Source organism: Staphylococcus sp. SB1-57 (assembly GCF_017086425.1).
Lineage (GTDB): Bacteria > Bacillota > Bacilli > Staphylococcales > Staphylococcaceae > Staphylococcus > Staphylococcus warneri_A.
In genome coordinates this window covers 2,035,235-2,061,957 of the sequence record NZ_CP070964.1, presented here as the reverse complement: position 1 = coordinate 2,061,957, position 26,723 = coordinate 2,035,235, and the positions used below count along the sequence as shown (strand labels likewise).

26 protein-coding genes are annotated in these 26,723 nt (G+C 32.7%); 19 read left to right on the top strand and 7 right to left on the bottom strand.

Translation table 11 applies throughout. The features are described 5' to 3' along the window. Positions 1-436: 436 nt before the first annotated feature. Genes mntC through JX000_RS10230 form a run of 3 tightly spaced genes read right to left on the bottom strand, consistent with a single transcriptional unit; the run spans position 437 to position 2,943 of the window. Positions 437-1,366 (bottom strand): manganese ABC transporter substrate-binding lipoprotein MntC, encoded by a 930-nt coding sequence (gene mntC, locus JX000_RS10240; RefSeq protein WP_206140684.1) that lies wholly within the window; start codon positions 1,364-1,366, stop codon positions 437-439. Next, positions 1,367-2,200 carry a metal ABC transporter permease gene (locus tag JX000_RS10235; RefSeq protein ID WP_002451039.1) on the bottom strand — a complete coding sequence of 278 codons (834 nt, stop codon included), beginning with the start codon at positions 2,198-2,200 and terminating at the stop codon, positions 1,367-1,369. It lies immediately after the preceding gene. Positions 2,201-2,202: 2 nt separating this feature from the next. Further along, on the bottom strand, positions 2,203-2,943 hold the full coding sequence (locus tag JX000_RS10230) for a metal ABC transporter ATP-binding protein (protein ID WP_124228538.1): 741 nt from the start codon (positions 2,941-2,943) through the stop codon (positions 2,203-2,205). A gap of 121 nt (positions 2,944-3,064) precedes the next feature. On the opposite strand from JX000_RS10230, the gene JX000_RS10225 reads away from it, so the two are divergent. Next, positions 3,065-3,709 carry a metal-dependent transcriptional regulator gene (locus JX000_RS10225; RefSeq protein WP_002451037.1) on the top strand — a complete coding sequence of 215 codons (645 nt, stop codon included), beginning with the start codon at positions 3,065-3,067 and terminating at the stop codon, positions 3,707-3,709. Between the two features lie 129 nt (positions 3,710-3,838). Here the strand turns inward: JX000_RS10225 and JX000_RS10220 are convergent, their stop codons facing one another. Continuing rightward, positions 3,839-4,591 (bottom strand): M50 family metallopeptidase, encoded by a 753-nt coding sequence (locus JX000_RS10220; protein ID WP_206140683.1) that lies wholly within the window; start codon positions 4,589-4,591, stop codon positions 3,839-3,841. Positions 4,592-4,866: 275 nt separating this feature from the next. Between JX000_RS10220 and tarA the strand changes: the two genes are divergently transcribed. Beyond that, positions 4,867-5,619 carry an N-acetylglucosaminyldiphosphoundecaprenol N-acetyl-beta-D-mannosaminyltransferase TarA gene (gene tarA / locus JX000_RS10215; protein WP_124228536.1) on the top strand — a complete coding sequence of 251 codons (753 nt, stop codon included), beginning with the start codon at positions 4,867-4,869 and terminating at the stop codon, positions 5,617-5,619. An 80-nt stretch (positions 5,620-5,699) separates the two neighbouring features. Here the strand turns inward: tarA and tagH are convergent, their stop codons facing one another. Then, positions 5,700-6,494: a teichoic acids export ABC transporter ATP-binding subunit TagH gene (gene tagH, locus JX000_RS10210; RefSeq protein ID WP_107532170.1), complete on the bottom strand. Its 795-nt coding sequence runs from the start codon at positions 6,492-6,494 to the stop codon at positions 5,700-5,702. A gap of 475 nt (positions 6,495-6,969) precedes the next feature. On the opposite strand from tagH, the gene tagG reads away from it, so the two are divergent. The 4 genes from tagG (at position 6,970) to tagD (ending at position 10,627) form a co-directional block, all read left to right on the top strand. Continuing rightward, a complete protein-coding gene (gene tagG / locus JX000_RS10205) occupies positions 6,970-7,782 on the top strand; it encodes a teichoic acids export ABC transporter permease subunit TagG (protein ID WP_002451033.1) in 813 nt (270 codons plus the stop codon). A 163-nt stretch (positions 7,783-7,945) separates the two neighbouring features. Further along, entirely contained in the window at positions 7,946-9,037 is a 1,092-nt protein-coding gene (tarB, locus tag JX000_RS10200; RefSeq protein WP_124228535.1) for a teichoic acid glycerol-phosphate primase TarB, read from the top strand. Continuing rightward, positions 9,034-10,098: a glycosyltransferase family 2 protein gene (locus JX000_RS10195; protein WP_124228534.1), complete on the top strand. Its 1,065-nt coding sequence runs from the start codon at positions 9,034-9,036 to the stop codon at positions 10,096-10,098. The genes tarB and JX000_RS10195 overlap by 4 nt, the downstream gene beginning before the upstream one ends. A 130-nt stretch (positions 10,099-10,228) precedes the next feature. Beyond that, positions 10,229-10,627, top strand: a complete 399-nt coding sequence (gene tagD / locus JX000_RS10190) for a glycerol-3-phosphate cytidylyltransferase (RefSeq protein WP_002451030.1) — start codon at positions 10,229-10,231, stop codon at positions 10,625-10,627. Between the two features lie 78 nt (positions 10,628-10,705). On the opposite strand, the gene pbp4 is transcribed toward tagD, so the two are convergent. Further along, a complete protein-coding gene (gene pbp4 / locus JX000_RS10185) occupies positions 10,706-11,995 on the bottom strand; it encodes a penicillin-binding protein PBP4 (protein WP_124228533.1) in 1,290 nt (429 codons plus the stop codon). A gap of 193 nt (positions 11,996-12,188) precedes the next feature. Here pbp4 and JX000_RS10180 point away from each other — a divergent pair, with 193 nt between their 5' ends. The 12 genes from JX000_RS10180 (at position 12,189) to JX000_RS10125 (ending at position 25,038) form a co-directional block, all read left to right on the top strand. Next, positions 12,189-13,916, top strand: a complete 1,728-nt coding sequence (locus JX000_RS10180) for an ABC transporter ATP-binding protein (protein ID WP_206140682.1) — start codon at positions 12,189-12,191, stop codon at positions 13,914-13,916. 233 nt (positions 13,917-14,149) lie between these two features. Next, complete coding sequence (locus JX000_RS10175; RefSeq protein ID WP_049423095.1) at positions 14,150-15,379, top strand: NupC/NupG family nucleoside CNT transporter; 1,230 nt, start codon at positions 14,150-14,152, stop codon at positions 15,377-15,379. Between the two features lie 500 nt (positions 15,380-15,879). Then, positions 15,880-16,713 (top strand): YitT family protein, encoded by an 834-nt coding sequence (locus JX000_RS10170; protein WP_002451026.1) that lies wholly within the window; start codon positions 15,880-15,882, stop codon positions 16,711-16,713. Positions 16,714-16,944: 231 nt separating this feature from the next. Beyond that, complete coding sequence (locus tag JX000_RS10165; protein ID WP_023374733.1) at positions 16,945-17,745, top strand: ABC transporter ATP-binding protein; 801 nt, start codon at positions 16,945-16,947, stop codon at positions 17,743-17,745. A gap of 69 nt (positions 17,746-17,814) precedes the next feature. Further along, on the top strand, positions 17,815-18,792 hold the full coding sequence (locus JX000_RS10160; RefSeq protein ID WP_454368163.1) for a FecCD family ABC transporter permease: 978 nt from the start codon (positions 17,815-17,817) through the stop codon (positions 18,790-18,792). Further along, the gene (locus JX000_RS10155) at positions 18,789-19,805 is read left to right on the top strand and encodes a FecCD family ABC transporter permease (protein WP_124228529.1); all 1,017 of its coding nucleotides are present in this window, start codon (positions 18,789-18,791) and stop codon (positions 19,803-19,805) included. Before JX000_RS10160 ends, JX000_RS10155 begins: the two co-directional genes overlap by 4 nt. Before the next feature lie 116 nt (positions 19,806-19,921). After that, positions 19,922-20,890 carry a dihydroxyacetone kinase subunit DhaK gene (dhaK, locus tag JX000_RS10150; RefSeq protein WP_206140680.1) on the top strand — a complete coding sequence of 323 codons (969 nt, stop codon included), beginning with the start codon at positions 19,922-19,924 and terminating at the stop codon, positions 20,888-20,890. Positions 20,891-20,921: 31 nt separating this feature from the next. Then, a complete protein-coding gene (dhaL, locus tag JX000_RS10145) occupies positions 20,922-21,500 on the top strand; it encodes a dihydroxyacetone kinase subunit DhaL (protein ID WP_002451021.1) in 579 nt (192 codons plus the stop codon). Next, a complete protein-coding gene (dhaM, locus tag JX000_RS10140) occupies positions 21,500-21,862 on the top strand; it encodes a dihydroxyacetone kinase phosphoryl donor subunit DhaM (RefSeq protein ID WP_124228527.1) in 363 nt (120 codons plus the stop codon). Before dhaL ends, dhaM begins: the two co-directional genes overlap by 1 nt. Before the next feature lie 112 nt (positions 21,863-21,974). Continuing rightward, positions 21,975-22,475 (top strand): hypothetical protein, encoded by a 501-nt coding sequence (locus JX000_RS10135; RefSeq protein WP_002451019.1) that lies wholly within the window; start codon positions 21,975-21,977, stop codon positions 22,473-22,475. 297 nt (positions 22,476-22,772) lie between these two features. Further along, positions 22,773-23,840 (top strand): YkvI family membrane protein, encoded by a 1,068-nt coding sequence (locus tag JX000_RS10130; protein WP_206140679.1) that lies wholly within the window; start codon positions 22,773-22,775, stop codon positions 23,838-23,840. A 145-nt stretch (positions 23,841-23,985) separates the two neighbouring features. Continuing rightward, entirely contained in the window at positions 23,986-25,038 is a 1,053-nt protein-coding gene (locus JX000_RS10125) for an alpha/beta hydrolase (RefSeq protein ID WP_002451017.1), read from the top strand. Positions 25,039-25,161: 123 nt separating this feature from the next. Here the strand turns inward: JX000_RS10125 and JX000_RS10120 are convergent, their stop codons facing one another. Then, positions 25,162-25,668, bottom strand: a complete 507-nt coding sequence (locus tag JX000_RS10120; protein WP_075778865.1) for a GNAT family N-acetyltransferase — start codon at positions 25,666-25,668, stop codon at positions 25,162-25,164. A gap of 126 nt (positions 25,669-25,794) precedes the next feature. Between JX000_RS10120 and JX000_RS10115 the strand changes: the two genes are divergently transcribed. Beyond that, positions 25,795-26,718 (top strand): NAD-dependent epimerase/dehydratase family protein, encoded by a 924-nt coding sequence (locus JX000_RS10115; protein ID WP_107536137.1) that lies wholly within the window; start codon positions 25,795-25,797, stop codon positions 26,716-26,718. Positions 26,719-26,723: the final 5 nt, after the last annotated feature.

Below are 26,723 nucleotides of genomic sequence, written 5' to 3'. Positions count from 1 at the left end.
CAGTGCATGGGTTCTATACAACCTGTTCAACAGCGTCCTATAGTGAAACCCAATTCAATCTCAATGTTATAGGGATGATTTTATAACTTTGACAGATATATGGTTTGAAAAGGGAACGTATTTCAAGCCACTTTATGATATCTTGTCAGTTTAAAACGATTTGGTAAAGGGGGATGAAATGATACCTTTACCATTGGGGAGTTAAGATAATGTATAAGCCCACTACATAAATGAGATGAGATAGACTAACACCACCATACCGTGCGTGAGAGAACGATTTTATATTTTAGGAGGATAATATAAAACTTCACGCACGATATGAGACTATTAGTTATAACATAAAGACTTAATAGGGTGGCTGAGTGTGATTCAAGTTATATCTTATTCACTCAGCCATCGGTTCTATTAAGTTGTTGCGGTAGTTACGCAAGTAGCATTATTTCATGCTACCATGTATTGTATCGATATTAGATTTCATCATTTTATAATAAGAATCACCTTTTGAGCCTTTTTTACCAATTGAATCAGTAAATACTTCTCCGTATATATCTTTATGTGTTTCTTCGGATAAGCTTTCCATCGCTTTTTTATCTACACTTGTTTCGATTAATAGATGTTTAATCTGATGCTCTTTTACAAATTGAATAGCGTGTCTCATTTGTGAAGGTGTACCTTGTTTTTCTGTGTTGATTTCCCAAATATATCCAGGCTTCACATTATATTGCTTTGCAAAGTATTTAAATGCACCTTCACTAGTAATCATGGCACGTCGTTCTTTTGGAATATCATTAAATTTGTCTTTACTTTCTTTATTAAGTTTTTCTAATTTAGATAAGTATTGATTTCCTTGATGTTTATAATCTTTTTGATTTGATGAATCATATTTGTTTAAACTATCTTGAATCGTTTTGACATACTTAATACCATTTTCAATACTTAACCATGCGTGAGGATCTAATTTATCTTTGTTACCTTCTTCTCCGTTTAGATATATAGGTTTAACATCTTTAGAAACGGCGATGACTTTTTTATCATCCATCGATTTGCCGGCTTGTTCTAATGCTTTCTTGAACCAGCCATTACCAGTTTCTAAATTTAATCCGTTATAAAATATAACATCTGCATCTGTTAACTTTTTAATATCCTTAGGTTTGACTTCATATTCATGTGGATCTTGTCCAACAGGAACAATACTATGGACGTCAACATGATCGCCACCGACATTTTTTACCATGTCATAAAGGATAGAATTAGTTGTGACAACTTTTAATTTATGACTGTCAGCTTGTTGTTTATCTCCATTAGATTGACTGCAACCAATCAAGACGATAAAAATGGCTAGCAATAAGGGAATGATTTTCTTCATTTAAATTACGCCTCTTCTCTGTTTATTTTTAAATGTTGTGATACCTAATGTGATAACGTAAATCGCAAATGTGCAAAGTACAATAGCTGCACCACTTGGTACGTTATATATGTAACTGAAATAAAGTCCGATAATTGAACTGATTACACCAATGAAGCTTGCGACTGCCATCATGCCATATAAATTCTTGCAAATAAGAAAGGCAGTTGAAGCGGGTGTGACTAGGAGTGCAACGACTAAAATAATGCCTACGGTTTGGATACTTGCAACCGTTACTAATGCAAGGAGTAGCATGACAAAATAATGTATTAGCTTAGTATTTAAACCATTCATTCTACTAAATGTGTTATCAAACGTAGAAATCATTAAAGGTCGATAGAATATAATGATGAGACTTAGTACAAATAGTCCGATGATCACGGTAGTCCAAAACGTTGTATGCGTGATGGCGAGTAAATTACCGAATAGAATATGATATAAGTCAGTCGTACTATTGATGACACTGATTAAAATGACACCTAGTGCAAGGAATGCCGTAAAGCTAATGCCTATAGCTGCATCTGGCTTTGTTTTACTCTTAGAAGTAATAAATCCGATTAACATACTTGCAATCATTCCAGTTATTAACGCGCCAATAAACATTGGTATTCCAAATAAGAATGATAATGCTACTCCTGGTAATACAGCATGACTCATCGCATCGCCCATCAGTGATAATCCTCTTAATACAATTAGGCTACCTACAGTGCCACAGACAACACCAACGATCATTGAAATGATTAGTGCTCTATTTAAAAATTGATAATTTAAAAGATGTGTGAAAAAGTCATGCATATTTAGGCACTTCCTTTCGAAGATGCATCAATGTGACTAGTCTGAGACATAAATGTGTCATTTAATAGTGTGTCATTATTCATTGCATCTTCAGCATCACCAAAATAACGAAGCGTTTGATTGAGCAACATAATACGATCGAAGTATTGAGAAGCCTTAGATAAGTCATGATGAACAATGAGAATCAACTTGCCTTGTGATTTTAATTGCCTAATTTTATTCATTATGAGTTGCTCGCTTTTATAGTCAATGCCGACAAAAGGTTCGTCGAATAAATAAAGTTGACTTTTAGACATGAGTGCGCGTGCAACAAGTACACGCTGAAGTTGACCACCACTTAATGCAGAAATCTGTTTTCGTTTTAAAGATTTTAAGTCTAAATCATCTAATAATTGATTCAATTGAATTTTGGTCTCATGTCTAGGTTGATTAAACCAACCGATGTCGCCATAACATCCTGAGAGAATCACTTTTTCCACATTGATCGGAAAATCCAAATCAATATTTGATTTTTGAGGTATGTATGTCATGTATTTCAATTGAGTATGTATCGGACGTTGATAAAGTAATTGTGTGCCAGTTGCTTGGAAATCTCCTATTAATGACTTCAGTAAAGAAGACTTTCCAGCACCATTAGGCCCCATAATACCTATCATTTCACCAGTAATAGGAATTTTAAAACCAATATCTTTTAAAATATGCTTATTACCTAAAAAAAGATTTAAATTACTAACTTCAAGCAAATATTAATACCTCCTAATTAAAAGTTTAGGTTAACCTAATTTATTTTATAATAAACCGAGAAGTTTTAACATGTCAAGTAGATTCGTGATACAATAAAGTGAATATGTGTGAGGTGAAATGATGTTAACTGAAGAAAAAGAGGATTATCTCAAGGCAATATTAACGAATGACGGTGATGTATCCTTCGTATCAAATAAAAAATTATCTCAATTTTTAAATATAAAACCACCATCAGTTAGTGAAATGGTCGGGAGATTAGAAAAGTCAGGCTATGTAGAAACAAAGCCATATAAAGGTGTTAAATTAACAGAAGAAGGTTTAAATCACACTTTAGATATTATTAAAAGACATCGGTTACTTGAATTATTTTTAATAGAAATTTTGAAATATAATTGGGAAGAAGTGCATCAAGAGGCTGAAATTTTGGAGCATAGAATTTCAGATTTATTTGTTGAACGTTTAGATAATATTTTAAATTATCCAGAAACGTGTCCGCATGGTGGTGTGATTCCTAGAGATCATCATTACAAGGAAAAATATACAAAGACAATACTAGAATTTGAACCTGCTGATGTTGTCACGATTAAACGCGTTAGAGATAAGACAGAGTTGTTAGTTTATCTTTCAAGTAAGGATATTTCTATAGGTAATGATGTTGAAATTGTATCCAAAGATGACACGAATAAAGTTGTCATTATTAAGCGCAATGATGTGATTACAATTTTAAGTTATGAAAATGCTATGAATATTTTTGCGGAAAAATAATACAATACAAACTTGAGCCCTAAACTGTATCATGTGGTGATTGAGATTAAATATCTTAACACCATATTTTTCAGAAGGGCTCAAGTTTTTTACTATTTTATTATCTTTTTTTGAAGGTAGGTTGGTCATTTAAGATTTGAACAATAGTAATTTGATTAATATGTACACGGTATATAAATTGATTGTAATCCAAATTGTGCTATAGATGACTGTAGGCACTTTACTAATATCAGTTAAGGTACTGCCGTCCCAACTTTGTTTAGGTCTTTGGAATGTCAGTCTGAAAATTGTCCAAGACGATTGAAGCACTTCACCAAGTAATACGCCTAAAGTAAAATGATAACTAGAACTAACAATTTGATGAATAACAAGTAAGTCATCGCTTTGGAATAGGAAATACAAGAGTATTGTCATAGCAATAATAATTATTATAGGTGATAATTTACGGGATGTTAAAATCAGAAAATAAATAAAAATTCCTAAGTACAGGAGTATGAAAAAGCTTGGATGATTATAAAATATTGTGATAATACCTATCCATAACATCATTGGAGGCATGATATAGCCACCTAATGTAGTGAACCATTGTCCAAGATAACTCTTAGATTGAGTAATTGCATAGCCCTGTTGTAAGGTAGCTTCTCTTTCAGACGGCCGTGTCACAATAACTAAATCTTTAGCATGACCACCGGATAATTTATTAAAAAGTACATGTCCGAATTCATGAGTTAATACTGGGATATAGTTAAGTATAATTGCAAAGTATCGATAGTAAAATTTATAGCGGTTTTGATGGACGATAATGTAGATGATACTTATGATTAATATGATATACATATTTAAATGAATATGAGTGGTTAAGAATGATTCGAATTGTGTCATATTAAGGCTCCGTAATTAAAATTAATCAATCGACTCAAAGTCACACTGATTTTGTAAGTTATTATCTATTATACGTTAATATCTAAAAATTATCCTTTAGACTTAAGGCGTAAATTGTACGAGTGATGAAGGTTTTTTGGATAATCATATCTTGATGTATGTTGATGTGTTAAAATAAGCGTACATTTTGGTGAAATTTAAAACAATGACTAGATTTGATATAACTTGATATATCAGTTGAGATGACTGATCAAGTAGGATAGGAGATTTATTTTATGACATTAAAAGGTCAGCACAAGAATAAAAAGGTTGATATATTAGGCGTGAATTTTGACCATACTACGATGTTGCAAATGGTTGAAAATATTAAAACATTTTTTATGGCACAGACGACAGATAATTTATTTATAGTTACGGCTAACCCTGAAATTGTTGACTATGCATCAGAAAATCATGACTATCAACAACTCATCAATAGTGCTGATTACGTCATCGCTGATGGTACAGGTGTCGTGAAAGCATCAAAACGATTAAAACAACCGTTACCACAAAGGATTCCAGGTATAGAATTATTAGAAGAATGTCTGAAAATGGCACATGTAAACCAACAAAAGGTTTTTATTTTAGGTTCAAAGAATGAAATTATTGAAAAGGCAGAGCAACAATTAAAAGCTAAATATCCTCGCGTGACATTTGCACATCATCATGGTTACATTAATTTAGAAGATGAAACGGTCATTAAGCGTATAGAGACATTTAATCCGGATTATATATTTGTTGGTATGGGTTATCCTAAACAAGAAAAGTGGATTGCTCACCATAGTAAAGCATTTCAACATACCGTAATGATGGGTGTTGGTGGTTCATTTGAAGTGTTTAGTGGCGCCAAAAAAAGAGCACCCAAATTCTTTAGGAAGTTAAATATAGAATGGATTTATCGTTTATTAATTGATTGGAAACGTTTAGGAAGATTAAAGAGTATCCCTAAATTTATGTTTAAAATTGCTAAACAAAAAAGACAACATTAATAATATAGACATAAGAAAAGGCAATCAATGTGTTAAGCGATTAACACATTGATTGCCTTTTTATTGGTGTTTTAAGTTGATTATTTAACGATAAATCGAGATGCATCTAAGTCTCTTCTAAATGCTTTTTGTTCATTTTTCGATTTTTTCTTGAATTCTTTCAAGAACTTTTCATAATTTGGTAAAACATCATCTAATTCGCCAAACTCTTTAAGTTTACCGCCTTCAATCCATGCGATTTTCGTACAAAATTCTTTAACTTGACGGATATTATGACTGACGAAAAAGATGGTTTTATTCGCTTCTTTAAATTCATAAATTTTATCTAAACATTTTTGAGTGAAAGTTTGGTCACCAACGGACAATGCTTCGTCAATAACTAAAATATCAGGGTTAACTGTAATGTTAATAGAGAAACCAAGTTTTGCACGCATACCACTAGAGTATTTTTTTACAGGTTGATATATGAATTCACCTAATTCACTAAATTCAATGACTTGAGGCATTAATTCTTTGATTTCTTTACGTTTGAATCCCATACATAACATTTTGAATTCAATATTTTCAACACCTGTTAATTGGCCATTTAATCCAGCATTGATTGCAATTACACTAACGTCACCTTTGCGGTCGATTTTACCTGATGTAGGGGACAGTGATCCGCCAATCATATTGCTTAATGTAGATTTCCCTGAACCGTTAATACCAACAAGACCAATCACATCTCCTTCGTGTGCTTGAAGAGAAACATCATCTAATGCGAAGAATGTTTTGTTTTTATTTTTAGGTATTAAGGCATCTTTAATACGGTCTTTATTCGTTCTATATATACGATATTCTTTAGTTACATGTTCTATATTTACCGATACGCTCATAATTAGTCCTTCCTTAATTACATTTATATAGATTATAATATACTACTCATCAGTTGTTAAATTTATTAACCTAGTGTAAAGTGAGTAGAAGATTTTGTTTAAAATTGAGTGAAAGTTAATCTAACACGATAGACTTTGTCTAATTATAGACAATCAATGATATTATTGTCATTTTAAGGTGCTTTATTATGTTTAATAACTTAAATGATTGTATAATAAGATGAGAATTTAATAAACTAATATCTTTTACTTAGTTATATAGTTTGGTATATTTTATTCAATTAAAACAAATTTACATATTAAAAAACAATGAGTTTGAGATATGAATATCATCATTTCAAAAGTATTTGTTTAACTTAATTTCTACTCATAACATGAATAGTGTGGATTGAAAGACAAATAGTTTCAAAATGATAGATTCCATCTCAACATCAATTGTATATACATTAAATGTTTGAAAGTGTGGTTTAATTCAATGTCAGCAGTAGTTACTGTATTTAAAGAACACATCAAAAACTTTTATTTAATCCAACGACTGGCACAATTCCAAATTAAAATTTCAAACCATAGTAACTATTTAGGGATGGCTTGGGAACTATTGAACCCAGCGCTACAAATTATGGTTTATTGGTTAGTGTTTGGTCTGGGAATCAGAAGTAACAATCCGGTACATGGCATTCCATTTGTATTTTGGTTACTCGTTGGTATTAGTATGTGGTTCTTTATTAACCAAGGTGTACTCGAGGGTACAAAATCTATATCCCAAAAATTTAATCAAGTCGCAAAGATGAATTTCCCATTGTCCATTATTCCAACATACATTGTAACAAGCAGATTTTATGGACATATTGGTTTACTTGCCATCATTATCGTAGCATGTATGTTTAGAGGGATTTACCCATCTATTCATATCATTCAATTATTGATTTATGTGCCGTTTGCCTTTTTATTAACGGCGTCTGTTGCTTTATTTACATCAACGTTAGGTATATTAGTGAGAGATACTCAGATGGCGATGCAGGCATTAATGAGAATATTATTCTATATGTCGCCCATTTTATGGATTCCTAAAAACCACGGTGTAAGTGGCATTGTGCACCATATTATGTTATTCAATCCAGTATACTTTATTGCTGAATCATACCGTGCGGCAATATTATTCCATCAGTGGTACTTCATTGATCACTGGAAATTAGCATTATATAATGTCATGATTGTTCTCATATTCTTTGTTTTAGGTTCTATACTTCATAAAAAATATAGAGATCACTTTGCTGATTTCTTATAAGAATATAGTGTGTCAAAAGACGTATAACAGTAGACCGACGATGTATTGTTGGTCTACTTTTTATTTTAAGGACAATGGGTTATGAGAGAATTATTTTCTATCAATCTTGGAATCGTTTATAATTTATGAATAAAGATAAATCGAAATAAAGCCGGTGAATGAAATGAGAGTTTTAATCAAAAAAATATATATGATCGTCATTGCAATATTGAATGTCCTTTTTAGAGGATTAAAAGTTAAAAATAAAGATATTGTTGTTATGATGACTTTTCCTAAAGATGTACTTCCGATTATTGAACAATTAAGTACTAAAGGATACAAATTAACTGTTATCACGACAGACAAACATGCACAGTATATTCAACATTTATCAAATGTAACTTATGTTAAAGCAGGAAATAAAAATGTTATTAAGCACATTAAATTGTTAAGTACGGCAAAAATAATTCTAATAGATACGTATTATTTAATCATGGGGGCATACCATAAAAAAGCGCAACAAACTGTTATTCAAACATGGCATGCTGCTGGTGCTTTAAAAGATTTTGGGTTAACAGATCATCAAGTGGATTTGAATAATCAAGCAATGGTGAATCAATATCAACGAGTATATTCAGCTACAGATCTATATTTAGTAGGTGGAGATGAAATGGGGCATTGTTTTAATGAATCATTTGATGCACAACCTTCACAAATGTTATGTTCTGGACTTCCTAGATTAGTTGAATATTTAAATATTGATATCAAAGAAGAACAACAGCGATTAAAAAATCAATATGGTATCCAAGGTAAATTAGCGGTCTATATGCCAACCTATAGGGAAAATCATCAAGCTAACAGACAAATTAATACGGCACGCTTTGAAAAGGCTTTGCCTGAATACACATTGCTAAGTCACTTACATCCGTCTATCAAAAATGATGAAGAATATGACCTAGATTCGACATCATTAGTTATCATGGCTGATTTAATTATTAGTGATTATAGTTCGATACCAATAGAAGCAAGTTTAATTAATAAACCAACACTCTTTTATGTGTATGACGAAAAGGAATATGAAAAGGTAAGAGGACTTAATCACTATTATTATGATATTCCTAATACGTATAAAGTGACGACGGAAGACGCACTTATTGAAAAAATTAAACAAGACGATAAGCAATTTAAGTCTTTATTTAACCATTGGCATCAATACACTACGCAAGAAACACTGAATCAAGTAACAAACTATATAGATAAGTTGGTGAAATCATGAAATTAGCGATTATAATGCCTGTATATAATGGGCAAGATACAGTACGAAGAGCGGTAACGTCGATTGATACTAAAGCTGAATTTGAAATTATTTGTGTGAATGATGGTTCGACAGATCATACTAAGCATGAATTAACCGAATTACAAAAAGAATTTCCTAATATTAAAGTCATTCATCAAGAGAATCAAGGTGCTGCTAGAAGTCGTAATGTAGGATTAGCAGCTATGGATGACGATACGGATGCATTTATGTTTTTAGATGCGGACGACCAATATTTACCAAGTCGCATAGATGCGATGATACAAACATATGAGAATCACGAGGAAACTGACATAGTAATAGGTCAAATAGGTCGCGATGTTCATGGGGAATGGAAAGTATTTCCAACGCACGAAGAAATTAAGAGAGATGAAGTTGTAACGCTCGAAAGAAGCCCAGAAATACTTCAATCTATAGGTCCTGGTGGTAAATTGTTTAGTGCAAAATTTGCTTCTTTAAGATTTGATGAAGATGTTGTATTTTGTGAAGAGCATACATTCATGGTACGTGCTTTTTCTAAAGCGCGAGATATTAATCTTATGTCAATCATCGCATATGGCTATAATGAGCGAGAAGGATCTGTGACAGATAGACGTGCAGATACGTTCTTACCATATATGGAAGATGCTATGAAAGTGCGACAACGCGTGATGGAATTATTGCTATTAATGAATGAAAAAACTTACTATAGCTATCGTATGGATAACCTTATTGTAAGTTATTTAATTCAAGCACATTTATTAAAAAATAGTGTGATTACACCTTCATTTATAGAAAGTGTGACGCAGTATATTAATTTGATGCAAGAAACACATTATTCTGGTGAGGCAATGTTTAGAATTGTAGAAGCGGTTGAGCAAGGTGGAACGCAATGGACTAAAGACCTCTATCAATCATGGAGACGTGTATTGGCAAATGTTGGTATTGGAAGACCAGGCTATATTCGATTTTTAGCACAGACTTTTTCTAAAAAATCTGCATTTTCTGGAAAGCAAAAATTAAAAAAAGTATTAAAGAAATGATGACGCTTCATCATATAAATTTGAAAGAATAACATGATGTTTTGGTGAATTAATGGTAAGCCTATACAATTTATGCTACATTAAGAATATAAATTTTTATTAAATATTTAGTTAAGGAGAATCACGTATCATGAAACGAGTAATTACTTATGGTACATATGATTTATTACATTATGGACATATTGAATTATTAAGAAGAGCACGTGAAATGGGAGACTATCTCATCGTTGCGTTATCTACTGATGAATTCAACCAAGTGAAAAATAAAAAATCATATTATGACTATAATCAACGTAAAATGATGTTAGAATCGATTCGTTATGTAGACTTAGTAATCCCTGAAGATGGTTGGGGTCAAAAAGAAATTGATGTTGAACGTTTCGATGTCGATGTTTTCGTTATGGGACATGACTGGGAAGGCGAATTTGATTTCTTAAAAGATAAATGTGAAGTGATTTATCTTAACCGAACTGAAGGTATTTCAACAACGAAAATCAAACAAGAATTATACGGAAAAGACGCTAAATAATAGCGTGTTTATAATAAAGGACAAAGCCAAGACGAGATGTCTACGCTTTGTCCTTTTATTGTTATGGTAATATAATATCTATTTTCGACGAAAAGCTTGAATAAATAGATGGATCATAATAGATAATACGATGACTAAACCTATAGCAAAGATGATAGCTATCGTAGGATGAGTTTGCCACATGCTTTTAGCAACGGTTGTCGCATGATGGAATATGGGTTTATGTACTGTAACCGAAGGTGGACCATCTTGTTTAGTGATGAATTGACGATTGTAATCTACATGTACTTTGCCGTTATCAATGACTAATTGATAGTCCTTTTTAGTGAAATCTTTAGGTAGTACGTCGTATAAATCTTGTTCAACATAATAGGTTTTACCATTTATTTGATGTTTACCTTTTGAAAGGATTTTTTCGTATTTATATTGACTAAATGAACGTTCCATTAGCGCATTGCCCATCATGTTACGTTGTTTTTCTCCACCGATATGTTTATAATCCCCAGCGCCTAATATGACTTGGTTGATTCTAAAACCGTTTCGCTTTGTAGTAATCGTATGATTATAATCTGCAGTGTCACTAGAACCAGTTTTTAATCCATCTGTTCCTGGTAAGCTCATGTCGGCACCATCCAATGAATGGTTGAATGTATAATACGTGACACCATGCGTCGTTGGTGCGAGTTGTTTGGTAAAATGTAATATTTTAGGCGTTTCATTAATCACATGTTGGTCTAAAATGGCATAGTCACGTGCTGTAGTTGTTGTGTTTTCAGTTTTTTTATATTTAGAAGGGGCAAAGCTTTTGAGACGAGCATTTTCAGCACCTGTTGGATTCACATAATGTGTATCTTTCATACCGAGTTCTTTGGCTTTTTTATTCATTAAATCTGTGAAGTCATTGACGTTACCCGATACTTGCTCGCCAAGTATCAATGCAGCGGCATTGCTAGAATTAGATACGGTAATTTGAAGCAAATCTGAAATGGTCCACTTCTGGCCCGGGTAAAGCTTAGTATTACTTAATTCGGGAAGCGTAGACATTTGATATTCGCGATCAGTTATTTTGACTTCATCATTTAATGATAGCTTTTTATCTTTAACGGCTTCTAATGTAAGATACATTGTCATAAGTTTAGTCATTGATGCCGGATACCATACCTTATCTTTATTGTATTCATAGAGTATTTGGCCGTCTTGACTCACGTTAATAGCACTTTCAGGTTGATATGCTTCAGTTACTTTACTATAACCATTATCGATTGCAACTTGAACTGGTGTAACATCACCATTCTCTGCATTAGCAAAAGGTGTTATAATATTTAATACGAAGAACATCGTTATGATGAGTATAAAGATTCTTTTCATTATTTCTTTCCTTTAACTATTATTTTCAACTAATATATTTTATCATATACATTATTTGATACATATATGTAAGATGTTGAATTTTTGATATTTTATTATAGTTGGGAAAGACTTAAATATTTGGGATGCACGGACTTTTATAGTAAGATTGAGCAAAATTTAAAATATGAATATTAATAGAAGAGGTATTATTATGAAACAAACTAACCCTTTATTCTTTTTATTTAAAAGGCTCTCTTGGCCAATTGGGTTAATCATTGCTGCGGTTATTATTACTTCTTTAGGAAGCTTGAGTGGATTATTAGTACCTCTATTTACTGGGAGATTAGTAGATAAATTCTCAGTAAGTACTATGAACTGGAATCTTGTAGCCATATTTGGAGGTATATTCTTACTTAATGCTATTTTAAGTGGTATTGGATTATATTTACTAAGTAAAATTGGTGAAAAAATGATTTATGATATCCGTTCATTATTGTGGGAACATATCATTCAATTAAAAATGCCGTTCTTTGATAAAAACGAAAGTGGTCAATTGATGAGTCGTTTAACAGACGATACAAAGGTAATTAACGAATTTATTTCTCAAAAATTACCTAATTTATTACCTTCAGCATTAACGTTAGTTGGTTCACTCGTTATGCTATTTATCATGGATTGGAAAATGACGTTGTTAACGTTTATTACTATTCCTATTTTTGTACTTATCATGATTCCATTAGGTCGTGTGATGCAGAAAATTTCAACAAGTACACAAACTGAAATTGCTAATTTTAGTGGTTTACTTGGACGTGTACTGACAGAAATGAGATTGGTTAAAGTATCCAATACAGAAAGATTAGAACTTGATAATGCGCACACTAATTTAAAAGAAATTTATCGCTTAGGTTTAAAACAAGCTAAAATTTCAGCAGTAGTACAACCTATTTCGGGTGTAGTAATGTTATTAACTATAGCTATCATCCTAGGTTTCGGCGCTTTAGAAATTGCAACAGGTGCTATCACTGCAGGTACATTAATCGCAATGATTTTCTATGTGATTCAAATGTCTATGCCGTTGGTTAATTTGTCAACATTGATAACAGATTATAAAAAAGCTGTTGGGGCAAGTCATCGTATTTATGAAATCATGCAAGAACCTATAGAACCTACAGAATCACTTGAAGATTCAAAAGATGTTGAGGTACAAGATGGTGAACTTGTATTTGATCATGTGAACTTCAAATATGACGTTAAGTCTATATTAAATGATGTGTCATTTAACATTCCTCAAGGTCAGGTTAGTGCATTTGTCGGTCCTTCAGGTTCTGGTAAAAGTACGATATTTAACTTAATTGAACGTATGTATGATATTGAAAGTGGCGACATTACGTATAATGGTACAAGTATTTTTGATATTCCATTATCTAAGTGGCGTACTAAAATCGGTTATGTTATGCAATCAAACTCTATGATGAGTGGTACGATTAGAGATAATATCTTGTACGGTGTCAATCGTTCTGTATCAGATGAAGAACTTATTAAATATGCTAAATTGGCTAATTGTCATGATTTTATTATGCAATTTGATGAGGGTTACGATACATTAGTGGGTGAACGTGGTCTTAAGCTATCCGGTGGTCAAAGACAAAGAATTGATATTGCACGTAGCTTTGTTAAAAATCCAGATATTTTGTTATTAGATGAAGCCACTGCTAACTTAGACAGTGAAAGTGAATTGAAAATTCAAGAAGCTTTAGAAACATTGATGGAAGGTCGAACTACAATTGTCATCGCACATAGACTTTCTACAATTAAAAAAGCAGGTCAAATTATCTTTATAGATAAAGGACAAGTGACTGGTAAAGGCACACATAGTGAGTTAATGACAACACATGATAAATATAAACACTTTGTAACGTCTCAAAAGCTTGCAGACTAAAATTTAATGATAAGCACATACGCTTTAAAGAGTGTGTGTGCTTTTTTTGTATAAATTAAAGATTTAATGAAAAACGTTATTTTAAGTCATTTTTACAAATGGTATAATTAAGCCAATTAGATGGGCTCTGGTTTTGGGGTGGATTTTATCCATGATATAGAGTCATATATCTATACATATGTTCCTTTTGTACAACACGTTGTTGAAAAATTAAATAAATAGGTGGGTGCCAAATGTTTTTATTGATTAATATCATTGGGTTAATTGTTTTCCTAGGTATTGCAGTGTTATTCTCGAGAGCACGAAAAGATATACAATGGAAATCAATTATTATTTTAGTCGTTTTAAACTTATTTTTAGCATGGTTCTTCATTTACTTCCCATGGGGAAAATCAGGAATTAAAGCAGCTGCAAATGGTATTTCCTGGGTAATTGAATCAGCAAATGCAGGTACAGGATTTGCGTTTAATAGTTTTGTTTCGAATAAGCAGATGGATATGGCTGTGAGCGCACTATTTCCAATTCTATTAGTAGTACCGTTATTTGATATTTTAATGTACTTTAATATTCTACCGAAATTAATTGGTGCAATTGGTTGGGTTTTAGCAAAAATTACGCGCCAACCTAAATTCGAGTCGTTCTTTGGCATTGAAATGATGTTCTTAGGTAACACAGAAGCACTCGCTGTTTCTAACGAACAATTGAAGCGCATGAATGAAATGCGAGTGTTAACTGTAGCAATGATGTCTATGAGTTCTGTGTCAGGTGCTATTGTAGGTGCTTATGTTCAAATGATTCCAGGGGAATTAGTGTTGACTGCTATTCCTTTAAATATCGTGAATGCTATTATTGTCGCGTCAATTTTGAATCCAGTAAGAGTAGAAGATAAAGAAGATATTATTTATAGTATTAAGGATCAAGATATAGAGCGTCAGCCATTCTTCTCATTCTTAGGTGATTCTGTATTAGCTGCAGGTAAATTAGTACTCATTATCATAGCATTTGTGATTAGTTTCGTAGCGTTAGCAGATTTAGCGGATCGTTTGATTAACTTGATTACAGGTGGCATTGGTCACTTGATGGGTCTTAAAGGTAGCTTTGGATTAGACCAAATTTTAGGCGTATTTATGTATCCATTTGCATTATTACTTGGTCTTCCTTGGGATGAAGCTTGGTTAGTTGCACAACAAATGGCGAAAAAAATCGTTACTAACGAATTTGTCGTAATGGGTGAAGTATCTAAGTCTATTAATACACTTTCACCTCACCATAAAGCAGTGATTTCAACATTCTTAGTGTCATTTGCTAACTTCTCAACTATTGGTATGATTATCGGTACATTAAAAGGTATCGTAGATAAGAAAACAGCAGACTTTGTTTCTAAATACGTGCCAATGATGCTGTTAGCAGGGATTTTAGTTTCATTATTAACAGCTGCATTTGTAGGATTATTCGCATGGTAAATTAAAAATTAAGGTTACACCTTCTATTGCTAGAACCTTTTCTAGCGATGGGAGGTGTTTTTTAATGAAAAAAATGACACATAATAAAAACCAAGTATAGTAAGTGAGGAGACACTTGTTATACTTGGCTTTTATGGGAAATGAATATTAATGTACTTGTAACGGTAAGGACTAGGTACAGTTACAGTACTTCGAGCAAAATTTGTTTTGTTACTATAAACAACACAAAGGAGATAACTTCTTTTGTTAAGAAGTTAACATTATTATAGCAAAGCGAAAGCTATAAGTAAATTAAAAATTCTGAAAATTTAAAAATATTTTATCCTTTTTTATGTTAAACCGTATTATTTCGTTAGAGATGATTCATTGATAAGTTGTATGAGTGGAAATGAAATTATTTCAAAAATATGAATTATTTACACAAGCAGTGTTGTAGGGGCTACATGCGTGTGCTACCATTTTGTTAATCATATAAAAAATAAATAAAGGGATGTGGTTGCTTGAATAGATTAATAAGAGATTTAATATTAGTCATTGTTGGATCGTTTATTTTTTCAGCTGGTGTTAATGCATTCATTATTTCAGGTAATTTAGGTGAAGGTGGGGTCACAGGTTTAGCCATAGTATTGTACTACGCTTTTCACTTATCGCCAGCTATTACTAACTTTGTAGTCAATGCTGTTTTAATTGCAGTAGGATATAAATTTTTAAGCAAACGTAGTATGTATTTAACCATTGTAGCAACTGTACTTATTTCAGTATTTTTAAGTTTAACAGAATCTTGGCATGTTGAAACAGGCAATGTAATTGTCAATGCAGTGTTTGGCGGAACAAGTGTCGGATTAGGTATTGGTGTTATTGTCTTAGCAGGTGGGACTACTGCTGGAACTACTATATTAGCTAGAATTGCACATAAGTATTTAGACGTGAGTACGCCTTATGCATTACTCTTCTTCGATTTAATTGTTGTAGTCATATCTTTAACTGTGATTTCACTCGATCGTGCATTAGTTACCGTCATTTCATTGTATATTGGTACGAAAGTGATGGAATTTGTAATCGAAGGTTTAAATACGAAGAAAGCGATGACAATTATTTCAAGTAAACCAGATGAAGTGGCTAAAGCCATAGATGAACAAGTAGGTCGTGGATTAACTATATTGAATGGTCACGGCTATTATACTAGAGAAGAAAAAGACGTCCTTTATGTCGTGATTACAAAAACACAAGTGTCACGTGCTAAAAAGATAATTAGAAGTATTGATAATCAAGCATTTCTAGTCATTCATGATGTGAGAGATGTATACGGAAATGGTTTCCTTATAGATGAATAAAAGATATTATTCCAAAGCTGTTTTAAGTAGCAAATTTGTTAGCTTAGAACGGCTTTTTAATGCGATAAAAAAGAGGAAATTAATGAAATTTATTAGTCAATATAAGTGAAAAATGTTATAATGGCTCCTGTGATAATGATTATCAATTACAATCATGAATTTAATAATTAATATATTTAATTACAGTTATGTTTTCGATATAGATATAGTAATTTAGAAAGTAGGGGAATTATGAGTCGTTTAAACGGTGAACAAGTAACAATAGGTTATGGAGATACGACGATTATTAATCATTTAGATGTGGAAATTCCAGATGGTAAAGTAACTTCAATCATTGGACCTAATGGTTGTGGCAAGTCTACCTTACTTAAAGCATTGTCTCGTTTATTATCTGTAAAAGATGGCACGATTAATTTAGACGGAGAGAGTATCCACACGCAATCTACGAAAGAAATTGCTAAGAAAATTGCGATTTTACCACAATCTCCTGAAGTGGCTGATGGTTTAACTGTTGGTGAATTAGTATCTTATGGCCGATTTCCTCATCAAAAAGGATTTGGGCGTTTATCTGATGAAGATAAAAAAGAAATCAATTGGGCGCTAGAAGTGACAGGTACATCTGAATTTAGACACCGTTCAATCAACGATTTAAGTGGTGGTCAAAGACAACGTGTCTGGATTGCTATGGCATTGGCTCAACGTACAGATATTATCTTTTTAGATGAACCAACAACATATTTAGATATATGTCATCAATTAGAAATTTTAGAATTAGTTCAAAAATTGAATCAAGAACAAGGTTGTACGATTATTATGGTATTACATGATATCAATCAAGCCATTCGATTCTCAGATCATCTTATTGCTATGAAAGACGGTGACATTGTAGCAAATGGTGAAACAAATGAAGTGTTGACACAAGATATTTTAGAACGTGTATTTAATATAGATGTTGTATTAAGTGAAGATCCTAGAACTGGTAAACCTTTATTAGTGACATATGATTTATGTCAAAAGGCATATTCTTCATAAACTGTGAGATGATTTAAAATATATAGAAAAGGTAAAGATATCATGTCAAAACCAAGGCAAAGTGGTTATATGAGATTTGTATCTTATTTGATAGGTGGAATGATAGTGCTAGCAATAGCACTATTTTTATCTATTTTATTTGGAGATGCGAAAATAGATATACCCATCATTATGGATGCAATTTTCAATTATAATCCTAAAAATCAACAACATAATGTGATTAGTGAGATCAGAATTCCAAGAGATTTAGGTGCCATTTTAGTAGGCATGGCATTATCGGTTGCCGGTGCGGTTATTCAAGGTGTGACTAAAAATAGTTTGGCGGATCCGAGTTTAATTGGTCTCAATTCAGGTGCGTCATTTGGCTTAGCCATAACGTATGCTTTTTATCCAGAAGCACCGTTTACATTACTAATGATTGCCGGGTTTCTCGGTTCATTGTTAGGTGGTTCGATTGTGTTAATGATTGGCCGTTCAAGAAAAGATGGTTTCAATCCTATGCGTATTATTTTAGCCGGAGCAGCTGTTAGTGCTATGTTAACGGCATTAAGCCAAGGTGTTGCGCTTATCTTTAGATTAAATCAATCTTTAACGTTTTGGAGTGCTGGTGGGGTTTCAGGAACAACATGGTCTCAAATTATTTGGACAGGTCCCATCATTATAGTGGCATTGGTAATTATTCTCACAATGAGTAGACAATTAACTATATTGAATTTAGGGGAATCTTTAGCCAAAGGTCTAGGACAAAATGTGACTATGATTCGTGTTGTCATATTAATTTTAGCAATGGTTCTAGCTGGCGTAGCAGTATCGATGGTAGGGCAAATTGCATTTGTTGGATTAATCGTCCCACATATTGTTCGATTTATAATAGGAACTGATTATTCTAAAGTATTACCTTTAACTGCCATTTTAGGTGGCATATTGATGTTAGTAGCTGATATGCTTGCTAGATATTTAGGAGATGCGCCAGTGGGTGCGATTATTTCATTTATTGGCGTTCCTTACTTTTTATACTTAGTTAAAAAAGGAGGACGCTCAATATGATAGATAGCCAATTACGACGTAAACAAATCATTACATTCGTGATATTTACTGTACTTGTTTTCTTAGCGTGTACATGGAGTATCGCTTCTGGTGAGTACAATATCCCTGTAAGTCGATTTTTCCAAATATTGACCGGGCAAGGTGATTATACAGACACATTAATTCTAGTCGATTTTAGATTACCACGTATGCTCATCACTATTCTTGCTGGGGCGGCATTAAGTATGAGTGGCGCAATTGTACAAAGTGTTACTAAAAATCCAATTGCTGAGCCAGGCATTCTAGGTATTAATGCTGGTGGTGGTTTTGCAATCGCATTATTCATCACAATTGGTCAGATTAAACCAGACAATTTTGTTTATGTTTTACCTATTATTAGCGTCATAGGCGGTGTAGCGACAGCTTTAATTATTTTTATGTTTAGTGTCAATCAAAGACATGGCGTTACACCTTCCAGTATGGTTTTAATAGGTGTAGGTATGCAGACAGCTTTATATGGTGGTTCAATAACACTCATGTCTAAATTCGACAAAGATCAATCAGAATTTATAGCAACATGGTTTGCAGGCAATATCTGGGGAGATGAATGGATATTTGTGATGGCATTTTTACCATGGATCATCATCATACTGCCATATCTATTTTATAAATCTAATGAATTGAATATTATCAATACGCATGAGCATGTAGCTAAAGGTTTAGGTGTTAAGGTCGATAAAGAACGCATGGTATTATTCTTTGTAGCAGTAGTACTATCTTCAGTAGCAGTTGCAGTAGCAGGGTCTATTTCCTTTATAGGATTGATGGGGCCACATATTGCTAAACGTATTGTAGGACCACGCCATCAGTTGTTTTTACCAATAGCAGTGCTTGTTGGTGCCTTTTTATTAGTGTTCTCAGATACATTGGGCAAGGTTATATTAGAACCTACAGGCGTACCAGCAGGTATCATCGTTGCAATTATTGGTGCACCTTACTTCCTATATCTCATGTACAAAACCAAAAATGTATAAAATATGTAAATAAAGTGGCATGTACGATACATGTCACTTTATTTTTATATATAATTGTTAACGCTTTCTTAAGTCGATGCATTATAATGAAAGTGGATAAATAAGGAGGGCTAACTATGAAAAAATTAATTAAAGATAAACAACAATTTTTAAGTGATATGCTCGAAGGTATAAAAATTGCTCATCCAGAATTAGAAGTTATCAATGACAATGTCGTTGTAAAAAAAGATAAAAAAACAACTGGTGTAACTTTAGTGTCAGGTGGTGGGAGTGGTCATGAACCAGCTCATGCAGGCTATGTTGCTCAGGGTATGTTAGATGCTGCAGTTTGTGGTGAAGTATTCACCTCTCCAACACCAGATAAAATTTTAGATGCTATAAAAGCTGTAGACACGGGTGAAGGCGTGCTTCTCATCGTTAAAAATTATGCGGGAGATGTCATGAATTTTGAAATGGCACAAGAAATGGCAGAAATGGAAGGTATTAATGCTGCTATGGTAGTAGTGAAAGATGATATTGCCGTTTCTGATGTTGAACAAAGACGTGGTGTTGCCGGAACAGTTTTCATTCATAAGTTTGCCGGATTTTTAGCCGATAAAGGTCTATCTTTAACAGAAATTCAAGCAAAAGTAGAAGAACTATTACCTACAGTTAAAAGTATTGGTATGGCATTAACACCACCTATGGTACCAACAACAGAAAAGTATGGTTTTGATATTGATGAGAATGATATTGAAATTGGTATCGGTATTCATGGTGAAAAAGGATTACATCGTCAACAAATGGAACCTATAGATCAGATAGTGACACGATTAGGTGACGCATTATTACAAGAAGTTGATAGTAAAGAAATACTTGTAATGGTAAATGGTATGGGCGGTACACCTTTATCTGAGCTTACAATTGCGACGTCTTATATCAAACAATATTTTGATGCGCATGATATCACTGTCAAATATTGGTATGTAGGTGATTACATGACGTCATTAGACATGCAAGGATTTTCAATAACAGTCGTACCCTATTCAGAAACACTTTTAAAAGCATTACTAGCGCCAACAACGAGTAGATATTTTAATATTTAATGAATAAATATACAGGATAAGGAGAATCATAATGGATATCCAAAAGATGAAACAACAGTTATTGGATTTAGAAACAACATTTAAAGAGCAAGAAGATGCATTAACTGAACTTGATAGAGCTATTGGCGATGGCGATCATGGTGTTAATATGTTAAGAGGTTTTGAAAGTTTAAAAGATAAATTAGATGACAGTACAATGCAAAGTGTTTTTAAATCGACAGGTATGTGTCTCATGTCAAATATTGGCGGTGCTTCAGGTCCGTTATATGGTTTTAGCTTTGTGAAAATGGCTGAAGTTGTTAAAGACGACATTGACCATAATAATTTAGTAGAACTTCTAGAAACATTTACAGAGGCAATTGCCAAACGTGGTAAGGTAGAACTTAATGAAAAGACCATGTATGATGTTGTTGCACGTGCAAATGAAGCGGTCAAAAAAGGTGAACAAGTTGATTTGAATCGCCTACAAAGCTTTGCAGAAGCAACTGTGGATATGGTAGCTACGAAAGGGCGTGCATCATACTTTAAAGAAGCGTCAAAGGGTTATATGGACCCAGGTGCACAAAGTATGGTTTATATATTACATGCAATAATAGGAGATGAAGCATAATGGCAACGCTTGTAATTATTAGTCATAGTGAACAAATAGCGAATGGTACAAAAGCATTGTTGCAACAAATGGCACCAGATGTAAAAGTCATTGCTAACGGTGGTATGAATGGTGATATTGGGACGTCGTTTGAGACAGTTCAACAGCTAATCAATGGTTTAGAAGATGATGCCTTGTGCTTTTATGATATAGGCTCATCCGAAATGAATATTGATATGGCTATTGATATGTATGATGGGAATTATAAAATTGTTAAAGTGGATGCACCAATTGTAGAAGGTAGTTTTACAGCTGCAGTTAAATTATCAATCGGTGGAAATTTGGCGGACGCTATAGAAGAAGTAAATCAAACAACTTTTTAAAATAAATGATATATTAAGCTTAAATTGATTTTTTGAAATGAAAGTTAAGGATATCTGTGATATGATTAATATTAAATGTACGATAAAATCTGGCTAATAGGAGGACATTGCCATGCAACATCTTATAAAGAAACATGTATTGAATGGCGAGTTTGATTTAGTAAGACAATTGATGTCCGAAACAGATTTTATGGAATTTGAAGAAGCATATATTTCAAGTGCTCATGAAGTAGAAAGTATGATGTTTTATACTTGTATTTTAGACATGATGAAAGTGGAAGAAACAGCAGAAATGCATGACTTAGCATTCTTATTGCTTGTTTATCCACTCAGTGACTATGAAGGTGCTTTACATTCTGCGTATTACCATGCAGATTCATCCATAAAACTTACTGACGGAAATGAAGTTAAAAGCTTATTACAAATGTTATTACTACATGCAATTCCAGAGCCTGTTATCTCTGATAAGAAGGCCTTCGATATTGCAAAACGTATTCTTAAATTAGATCCTACCAACAATGTGGCTCGTAATGTATTGAAAGATACAGCGAAACGTATGGATAATGTAGTTGTTGATATTAATGAACTAAATCAACATCGTAACGCACGTTAAAATGTGAATATTAATTTTATGAATAAAAGTCATTGAGATGAGTCATACCGTTTCAATGACTTTTTTATTGTGAATTTATAAATGATATTGTATTAAAATAAATGTGTTTTTAATAAATAAATTATTATAGAATTGTTAGAAAAGTATGAATTTTATATTTTGTAGATTAGTGAAAACAGTTGATATATAAGTCTAAATCGTGGATTTAGGCTTTTTTGACATACTTTGAGTTGGGTTGAAATTAAATAATAGTACGTTATAATTCAAAATATGCGAAACGAAGGAGGTAAACTTTTCATGGGGCTCAATAAAGAAGCTATAAAAATTGGTTTCGCCTATGTCGGCATCGTTGTCGGTGCAGGTTTTTCAACCGGACAAGAAGTGATGCAATTCTTTACACCTTATGGCTTATGGTCATACATAGGTGTACTCTTATCAGGTTTGATTTTAGGTTTTATTGGTAGACAAGTAGCAAAAATAGGGACAGCATTTGAAGCAACTAATCACGAATCTACATTGCAATATGTCTTTGGCGATAAATTTAGTAAGGTTTTCGATTATATTCTTGTATTCTTTTTATTTGGTATCGCCGTTACGATGATTGCGGGTGCTGGATCAGCATTCCAAGAAAGTTTTAAAGTACCCATTTGGTTAGGTGCATTAATTATGACTGTAGTTATTTATGGCACCTTACTATTAGACTTCAATAAAATAGTAAGAGCTTTAGGTATTGTGACACCATTTTTAATTGTGATGGTTGTATTAATTGCGGTGTACTATTTGTTTAATGGATCTATACCATTGAATAAAGTTAATGATACTGTCGATAAGTCAAGCGTCATTTTAGGTATTCTCAAAGGTATTCAATATGGCGGCCTTGCATTTGCGGTAGGTTTTAGTACAGTCGTAGCCATTGGTGGGGATGCATCTAAACGAAGAGTTTCAGGTGCAGGTGCGTTATTTGGTGGTATTGTTTATACTATTCTATTAGCATTAATTAACTTTGCTTTACAAGCAGAATACCCACAAATTAAAGATGCTGCTATTCCTACACTTAATTTAGCAAATGAAATCAATCCGTGGATTGGATTAGTATTAACAATTATTATGTTAGCAGTAATGTATAATACTATTTTAGGATTATGCTACTCATTTGCAGCACGTTTTACTGAACCATATAGCAAAAAGTATCATGTCTTCATCATTATTATGATGATTGCTGCCTACATTTTAAGTTTCGTAGGATTCGCTGATTTAATTAACTATTTATATAATATTATGGGTGTAGTCGGTTTAATTATAGTTGTTGCCGTACTTATCAAATATTATAAACGTAAGAGTGATGACAAAAAGCATATTGCATAATGATATGTAATTTGATGTACTTTACAATTAAATGTGATTGATTTAATCTTAAAAGCAATTCATCTTTTTAAATAGAAGATGAATTGCTTTTTTAGCGTAATTAATTAAACGATATAATTGAGCATTGATGAGAGGATTATCCGTCATGAAGGCAAAACATAAATGGTTGTTGATAACAATTGTTGTCATTTTAATAGTAGGTACTAGTATTGGTTTACTATTGAAAACACATTATGATCATGAACATCGACAACAACAAAATAAAGAAAAAGTCCAAATCAATAATAAAAACGTGAAAGTTTTACAGAATATTTCTTATGGTCAAGGTATACCTAATAGTAAACTGGATATTATTATGCCATCTGATATGAATAAAGATAGTAAGTTACCAGTCATCTTTTGGATGCATGGTGGAGGTTTTATTGCTGGCGATAAACAGTATAAAAATCCATTACTATCTAAAATAGCTGAACAAGGTTACATTGTGGTAAACGTCAATTATGCGTTAGCACCTCAATACAAGTATCCTACACCTATTGAACAAATGAACAAAGCGGTCAAATTTATTAAAACGAATGAACATGATTTGCCAATTGATTTTGATCAAGTGATTATAGGTGGCGATTCCGCTGGCGCACAATTAACCAGTCAATATGTTGCTATGCAGACAAATCAGTCATTACGTGATGAAATGAAATTTGAACCGGAATTTAAACCTTCTCAAATTAAAGCGGCGATATTCTTTGGCGGATTCTATGATATGAAGACAGTTAAATCAACAGAATTTCCTAGGATTCAATTATTTATGAGAAGTTATACAGGTACGACAAATTGGGAGAGTAATTTTAAAAACCTATCTCAAATGTCTACAATAAATCAAGTAACCAAAGATTATCCGCCTACATTTTTATCTGTAGGAGATGCGGATCCGTTTTATAGTCAGAATATAGATTTTTATAAAAAATTAAAAGAAAAAGATGTGCCAGCTGAGACATTATTTTATGATGGCTCACATCACTTACACCATCAATATCAATTCCATTTAAATAAACCAGAATCTAAAGAAAATATTAAACGGGTACTCTTATTCTTAAGTAGAAATACATCTTCTTCAGGTGTTGAACGTAATAATCAATCTAATAACAATGAAAACAATAATATGAATCAAGATGTGCAATTAGATCCATTCAGTGAATAAAACAAACCACCGTAAAACGACAATTATAGTCGTTTTACGGTGGTTTTTTATACATGATATATCGTTATCAACTTATTTCATCTAATTATATGATAAAATTCAATATGTAATTACCATAAACAATTAATTTAAAATTTTAGCCATCACGTATTCATTATAATATTTGTTGTTAATATACAGCTTATCTTTTAATTCGCCTTCAATTTGGAATCCAGCGCTCTTAAATAAGTTAACAGCACCATCATTTTCGGGTACCACTGTCGCTTCAATACGACGGATATTATGATTGAGGGACCATGCTTCTATTGCATTAATCAAAGTTTGTCCGACACCATCTTTTTGGTACAGTTTTTTAACACCTAGATATACAATCGCTTCATGGCGTGTACGTTCATATGTTTCAGTACCTACAAAACCGTATCCTACAAGTTGATCGCTACTTTCGACAACAAAAATAGCTTTAGAAGAAGAGGTAATATAATCTTCTAAGCGCTTAATCACTTCGGTAGTACTGGGTGCATACTCACCAGGATTGTAAAATGTGAATTCTGATTCATCATAAATTTTGGTAAGTAAGTCTATAAAATTGTCTACGTCTTTTATACTGATTTCACGAATAGCGTGAGGCATGAAAACACTCCTATATTCATTTAAGTTTCTGCTACTTCTATATTATAATATAAATAAGATAAGTTTGCTTTGAATCGTGTAATTGCACACGATGGAGTGTTCATTATACACAAGGGAGTTTAAAATATGAAACCAAAAGTACTTTTAGCAGGCGGCACAGGCTATATTGGGAAACATTTAAGTTCGGTAATTGAAAATGATGCTGATTTATATGTATTGTCAAAGTATCCAAAACCGGAACATGTTAATGCAACTGATATGACATGGTTACAGAGTGATATTTTTAATTATCAAGATGTCGTTGAAGCGATGAAAGAGATTGATATAGCTATTTTTTATTTAGATCCAACGAAAAATTCAGCGAAATTAACGCAAGCGACAGCGCGAGATCTTAATTTAATTGCTGCTGACAACTTTGGTAGGGCAGCGTCAGTGAATCATGTTAAAAAGTTAGTATATATTCCAGGAAGTCGAAATGATAATCAAACGATGGAACGTTTAGGCGCTTATGGTGTGCCAGTAGAGCGTACGAAATTGGAAATCAAACGTCCTCATATCAATGTAGAATTGCAGGTGTCTAAGTACGATGATGTTAGAACGGCTATGAAAATGGTTTTGCCTAAAAAGTGGACACTTGACCAAGTTGTTGAATACTTTTTTAATTGGTTAAATAAAACCAAAGGAACGATTGTTAAGACGTATCATAGTGATGACCATTATTATATATATTTAAAAAGTAAAAACAAACCATTGGCTATTTTTAAGAAAGTGTTAACAGAGGACAACCTCATCACTTTATATTTAGTTGGTGGTAAGTTAGTCAAATCCAATGCGAAAAAGCAAGGGAAATTAGAGTTTCGATTGCTAAAAAATAACGCAATTGTTTTAGTTCATCTATATGATTACATTCCTAAAATGTTTTGGCCTGTATATTATTTTGTTCAAGCACCTCTACAAGGCATCATGATGCGTGGATTTGAAGTGGATTGTCGCATCAAACATTTTCAAGGACGTGTTCAATCTGGAGAAAAAATTAAGTACACAAAATAATAAGG

Bases quoted from the DNA above. Each gene is read 5' to 3' on its own strand.
- JX000_RS10220 (WP_206140683.1), bottom strand. From the start codon at position 4,591: ATGACACAATTCGAATCATTCTTAACCACTCATATTCATTTAAATATG.
- pbp4 (WP_124228533.1), bottom strand. From the start codon at position 11,995: ATGAAAAGAATCTTTATACTCATCATAACGATGTTCTTCGTATTAAAT.
- JX000_RS10135 (WP_002451019.1), top strand. From the start codon at position 21,975: ATGCAACATCTTATAAAGAAACATGTATTGAATGGCGAGTTTGATTTA.
- dhaL (WP_002451021.1), top strand. From the start codon at position 20,922: ATGGATATCCAAAAGATGAAACAACAGTTATTGGATTTAGAAACAACA.
- tagD (WP_002451030.1), top strand. From the start codon at position 10,229: ATGAAACGAGTAATTACTTATGGTACATATGATTTATTACATTATGGA.
- mntC (WP_206140684.1), bottom strand. From the start codon at position 1,366: ATGAAGAAAATCATTCCCTTATTGCTAGCCATTTTTATCGTCTTGATT.
- tarB (WP_124228535.1), top strand. From the start codon at position 7,946: ATGAGAGTTTTAATCAAAAAAATATATATGATCGTCATTGCAATATTG.
- JX000_RS10155 (WP_124228529.1), top strand. From the start codon at position 18,789: ATGATAGATAGCCAATTACGACGTAAACAAATCATTACATTCGTGATA.
- dhaM (WP_124228527.1), top strand. From the start codon at position 21,500: ATGGCAACGCTTGTAATTATTAGTCATAGTGAACAAATAGCGAATGGT.
- tagH (WP_107532170.1), bottom strand. From the start codon at position 6,494: ATGAGCGTATCGGTAAATATAGAACATGTAACTAAAGAATATCGTATA.
- JX000_RS10195 (WP_124228534.1), top strand. From the start codon at position 9,034: ATGAAATTAGCGATTATAATGCCTGTATATAATGGGCAAGATACAGTA.
- JX000_RS10130 (WP_206140679.1), top strand. From the start codon at position 22,773: ATGGGGCTCAATAAAGAAGCTATAAAAATTGGTTTCGCCTATGTCGGC.
- JX000_RS10120 (WP_075778865.1), bottom strand. From the start codon at position 25,668: ATGCCTCACGCTATTCGTGAAATCAGTATAAAAGACGTAGACAATTTT.
- JX000_RS10175 (WP_049423095.1), top strand. From the start codon at position 14,150: ATGTTTTTATTGATTAATATCATTGGGTTAATTGTTTTCCTAGGTATT.
- JX000_RS10180 (WP_206140682.1), top strand. From the start codon at position 12,189: ATGAAACAAACTAACCCTTTATTCTTTTTATTTAAAAGGCTCTCTTGG.
- JX000_RS10165 (WP_023374733.1), top strand. From the start codon at position 16,945: ATGAGTCGTTTAAACGGTGAACAAGTAACAATAGGTTATGGAGATACG.
- tarA (WP_124228536.1), top strand. From the start codon at position 4,867: ATGACATTAAAAGGTCAGCACAAGAATAAAAAGGTTGATATATTAGGC.
- JX000_RS10160 (WP_454368163.1), top strand. From the start codon at position 17,815: ATGAGATTTGTATCTTATTTGATAGGTGGAATGATAGTGCTAGCAATA.
- tagG (WP_002451033.1), top strand. From the start codon at position 6,970: ATGTCAGCAGTAGTTACTGTATTTAAAGAACACATCAAAAACTTTTAT.
- JX000_RS10115 (WP_107536137.1), top strand. From the start codon at position 25,795: ATGAAACCAAAAGTACTTTTAGCAGGCGGCACAGGCTATATTGGGAAA.
- JX000_RS10225 (WP_002451037.1), top strand. From the start codon at position 3,065: ATGTTAACTGAAGAAAAAGAGGATTATCTCAAGGCAATATTAACGAAT.
- dhaK (WP_206140680.1), top strand. From the start codon at position 19,922: ATGAAAAAATTAATTAAAGATAAACAACAATTTTTAAGTGATATGCTC.
- JX000_RS10125 (WP_002451017.1), top strand. From the start codon at position 23,986: ATGAAGGCAAAACATAAATGGTTGTTGATAACAATTGTTGTCATTTTA.
- JX000_RS10235 (WP_002451039.1), bottom strand. From the start codon at position 2,200: ATGCATGACTTTTTCACACATCTTTTAAATTATCAATTTTTAAATAGA.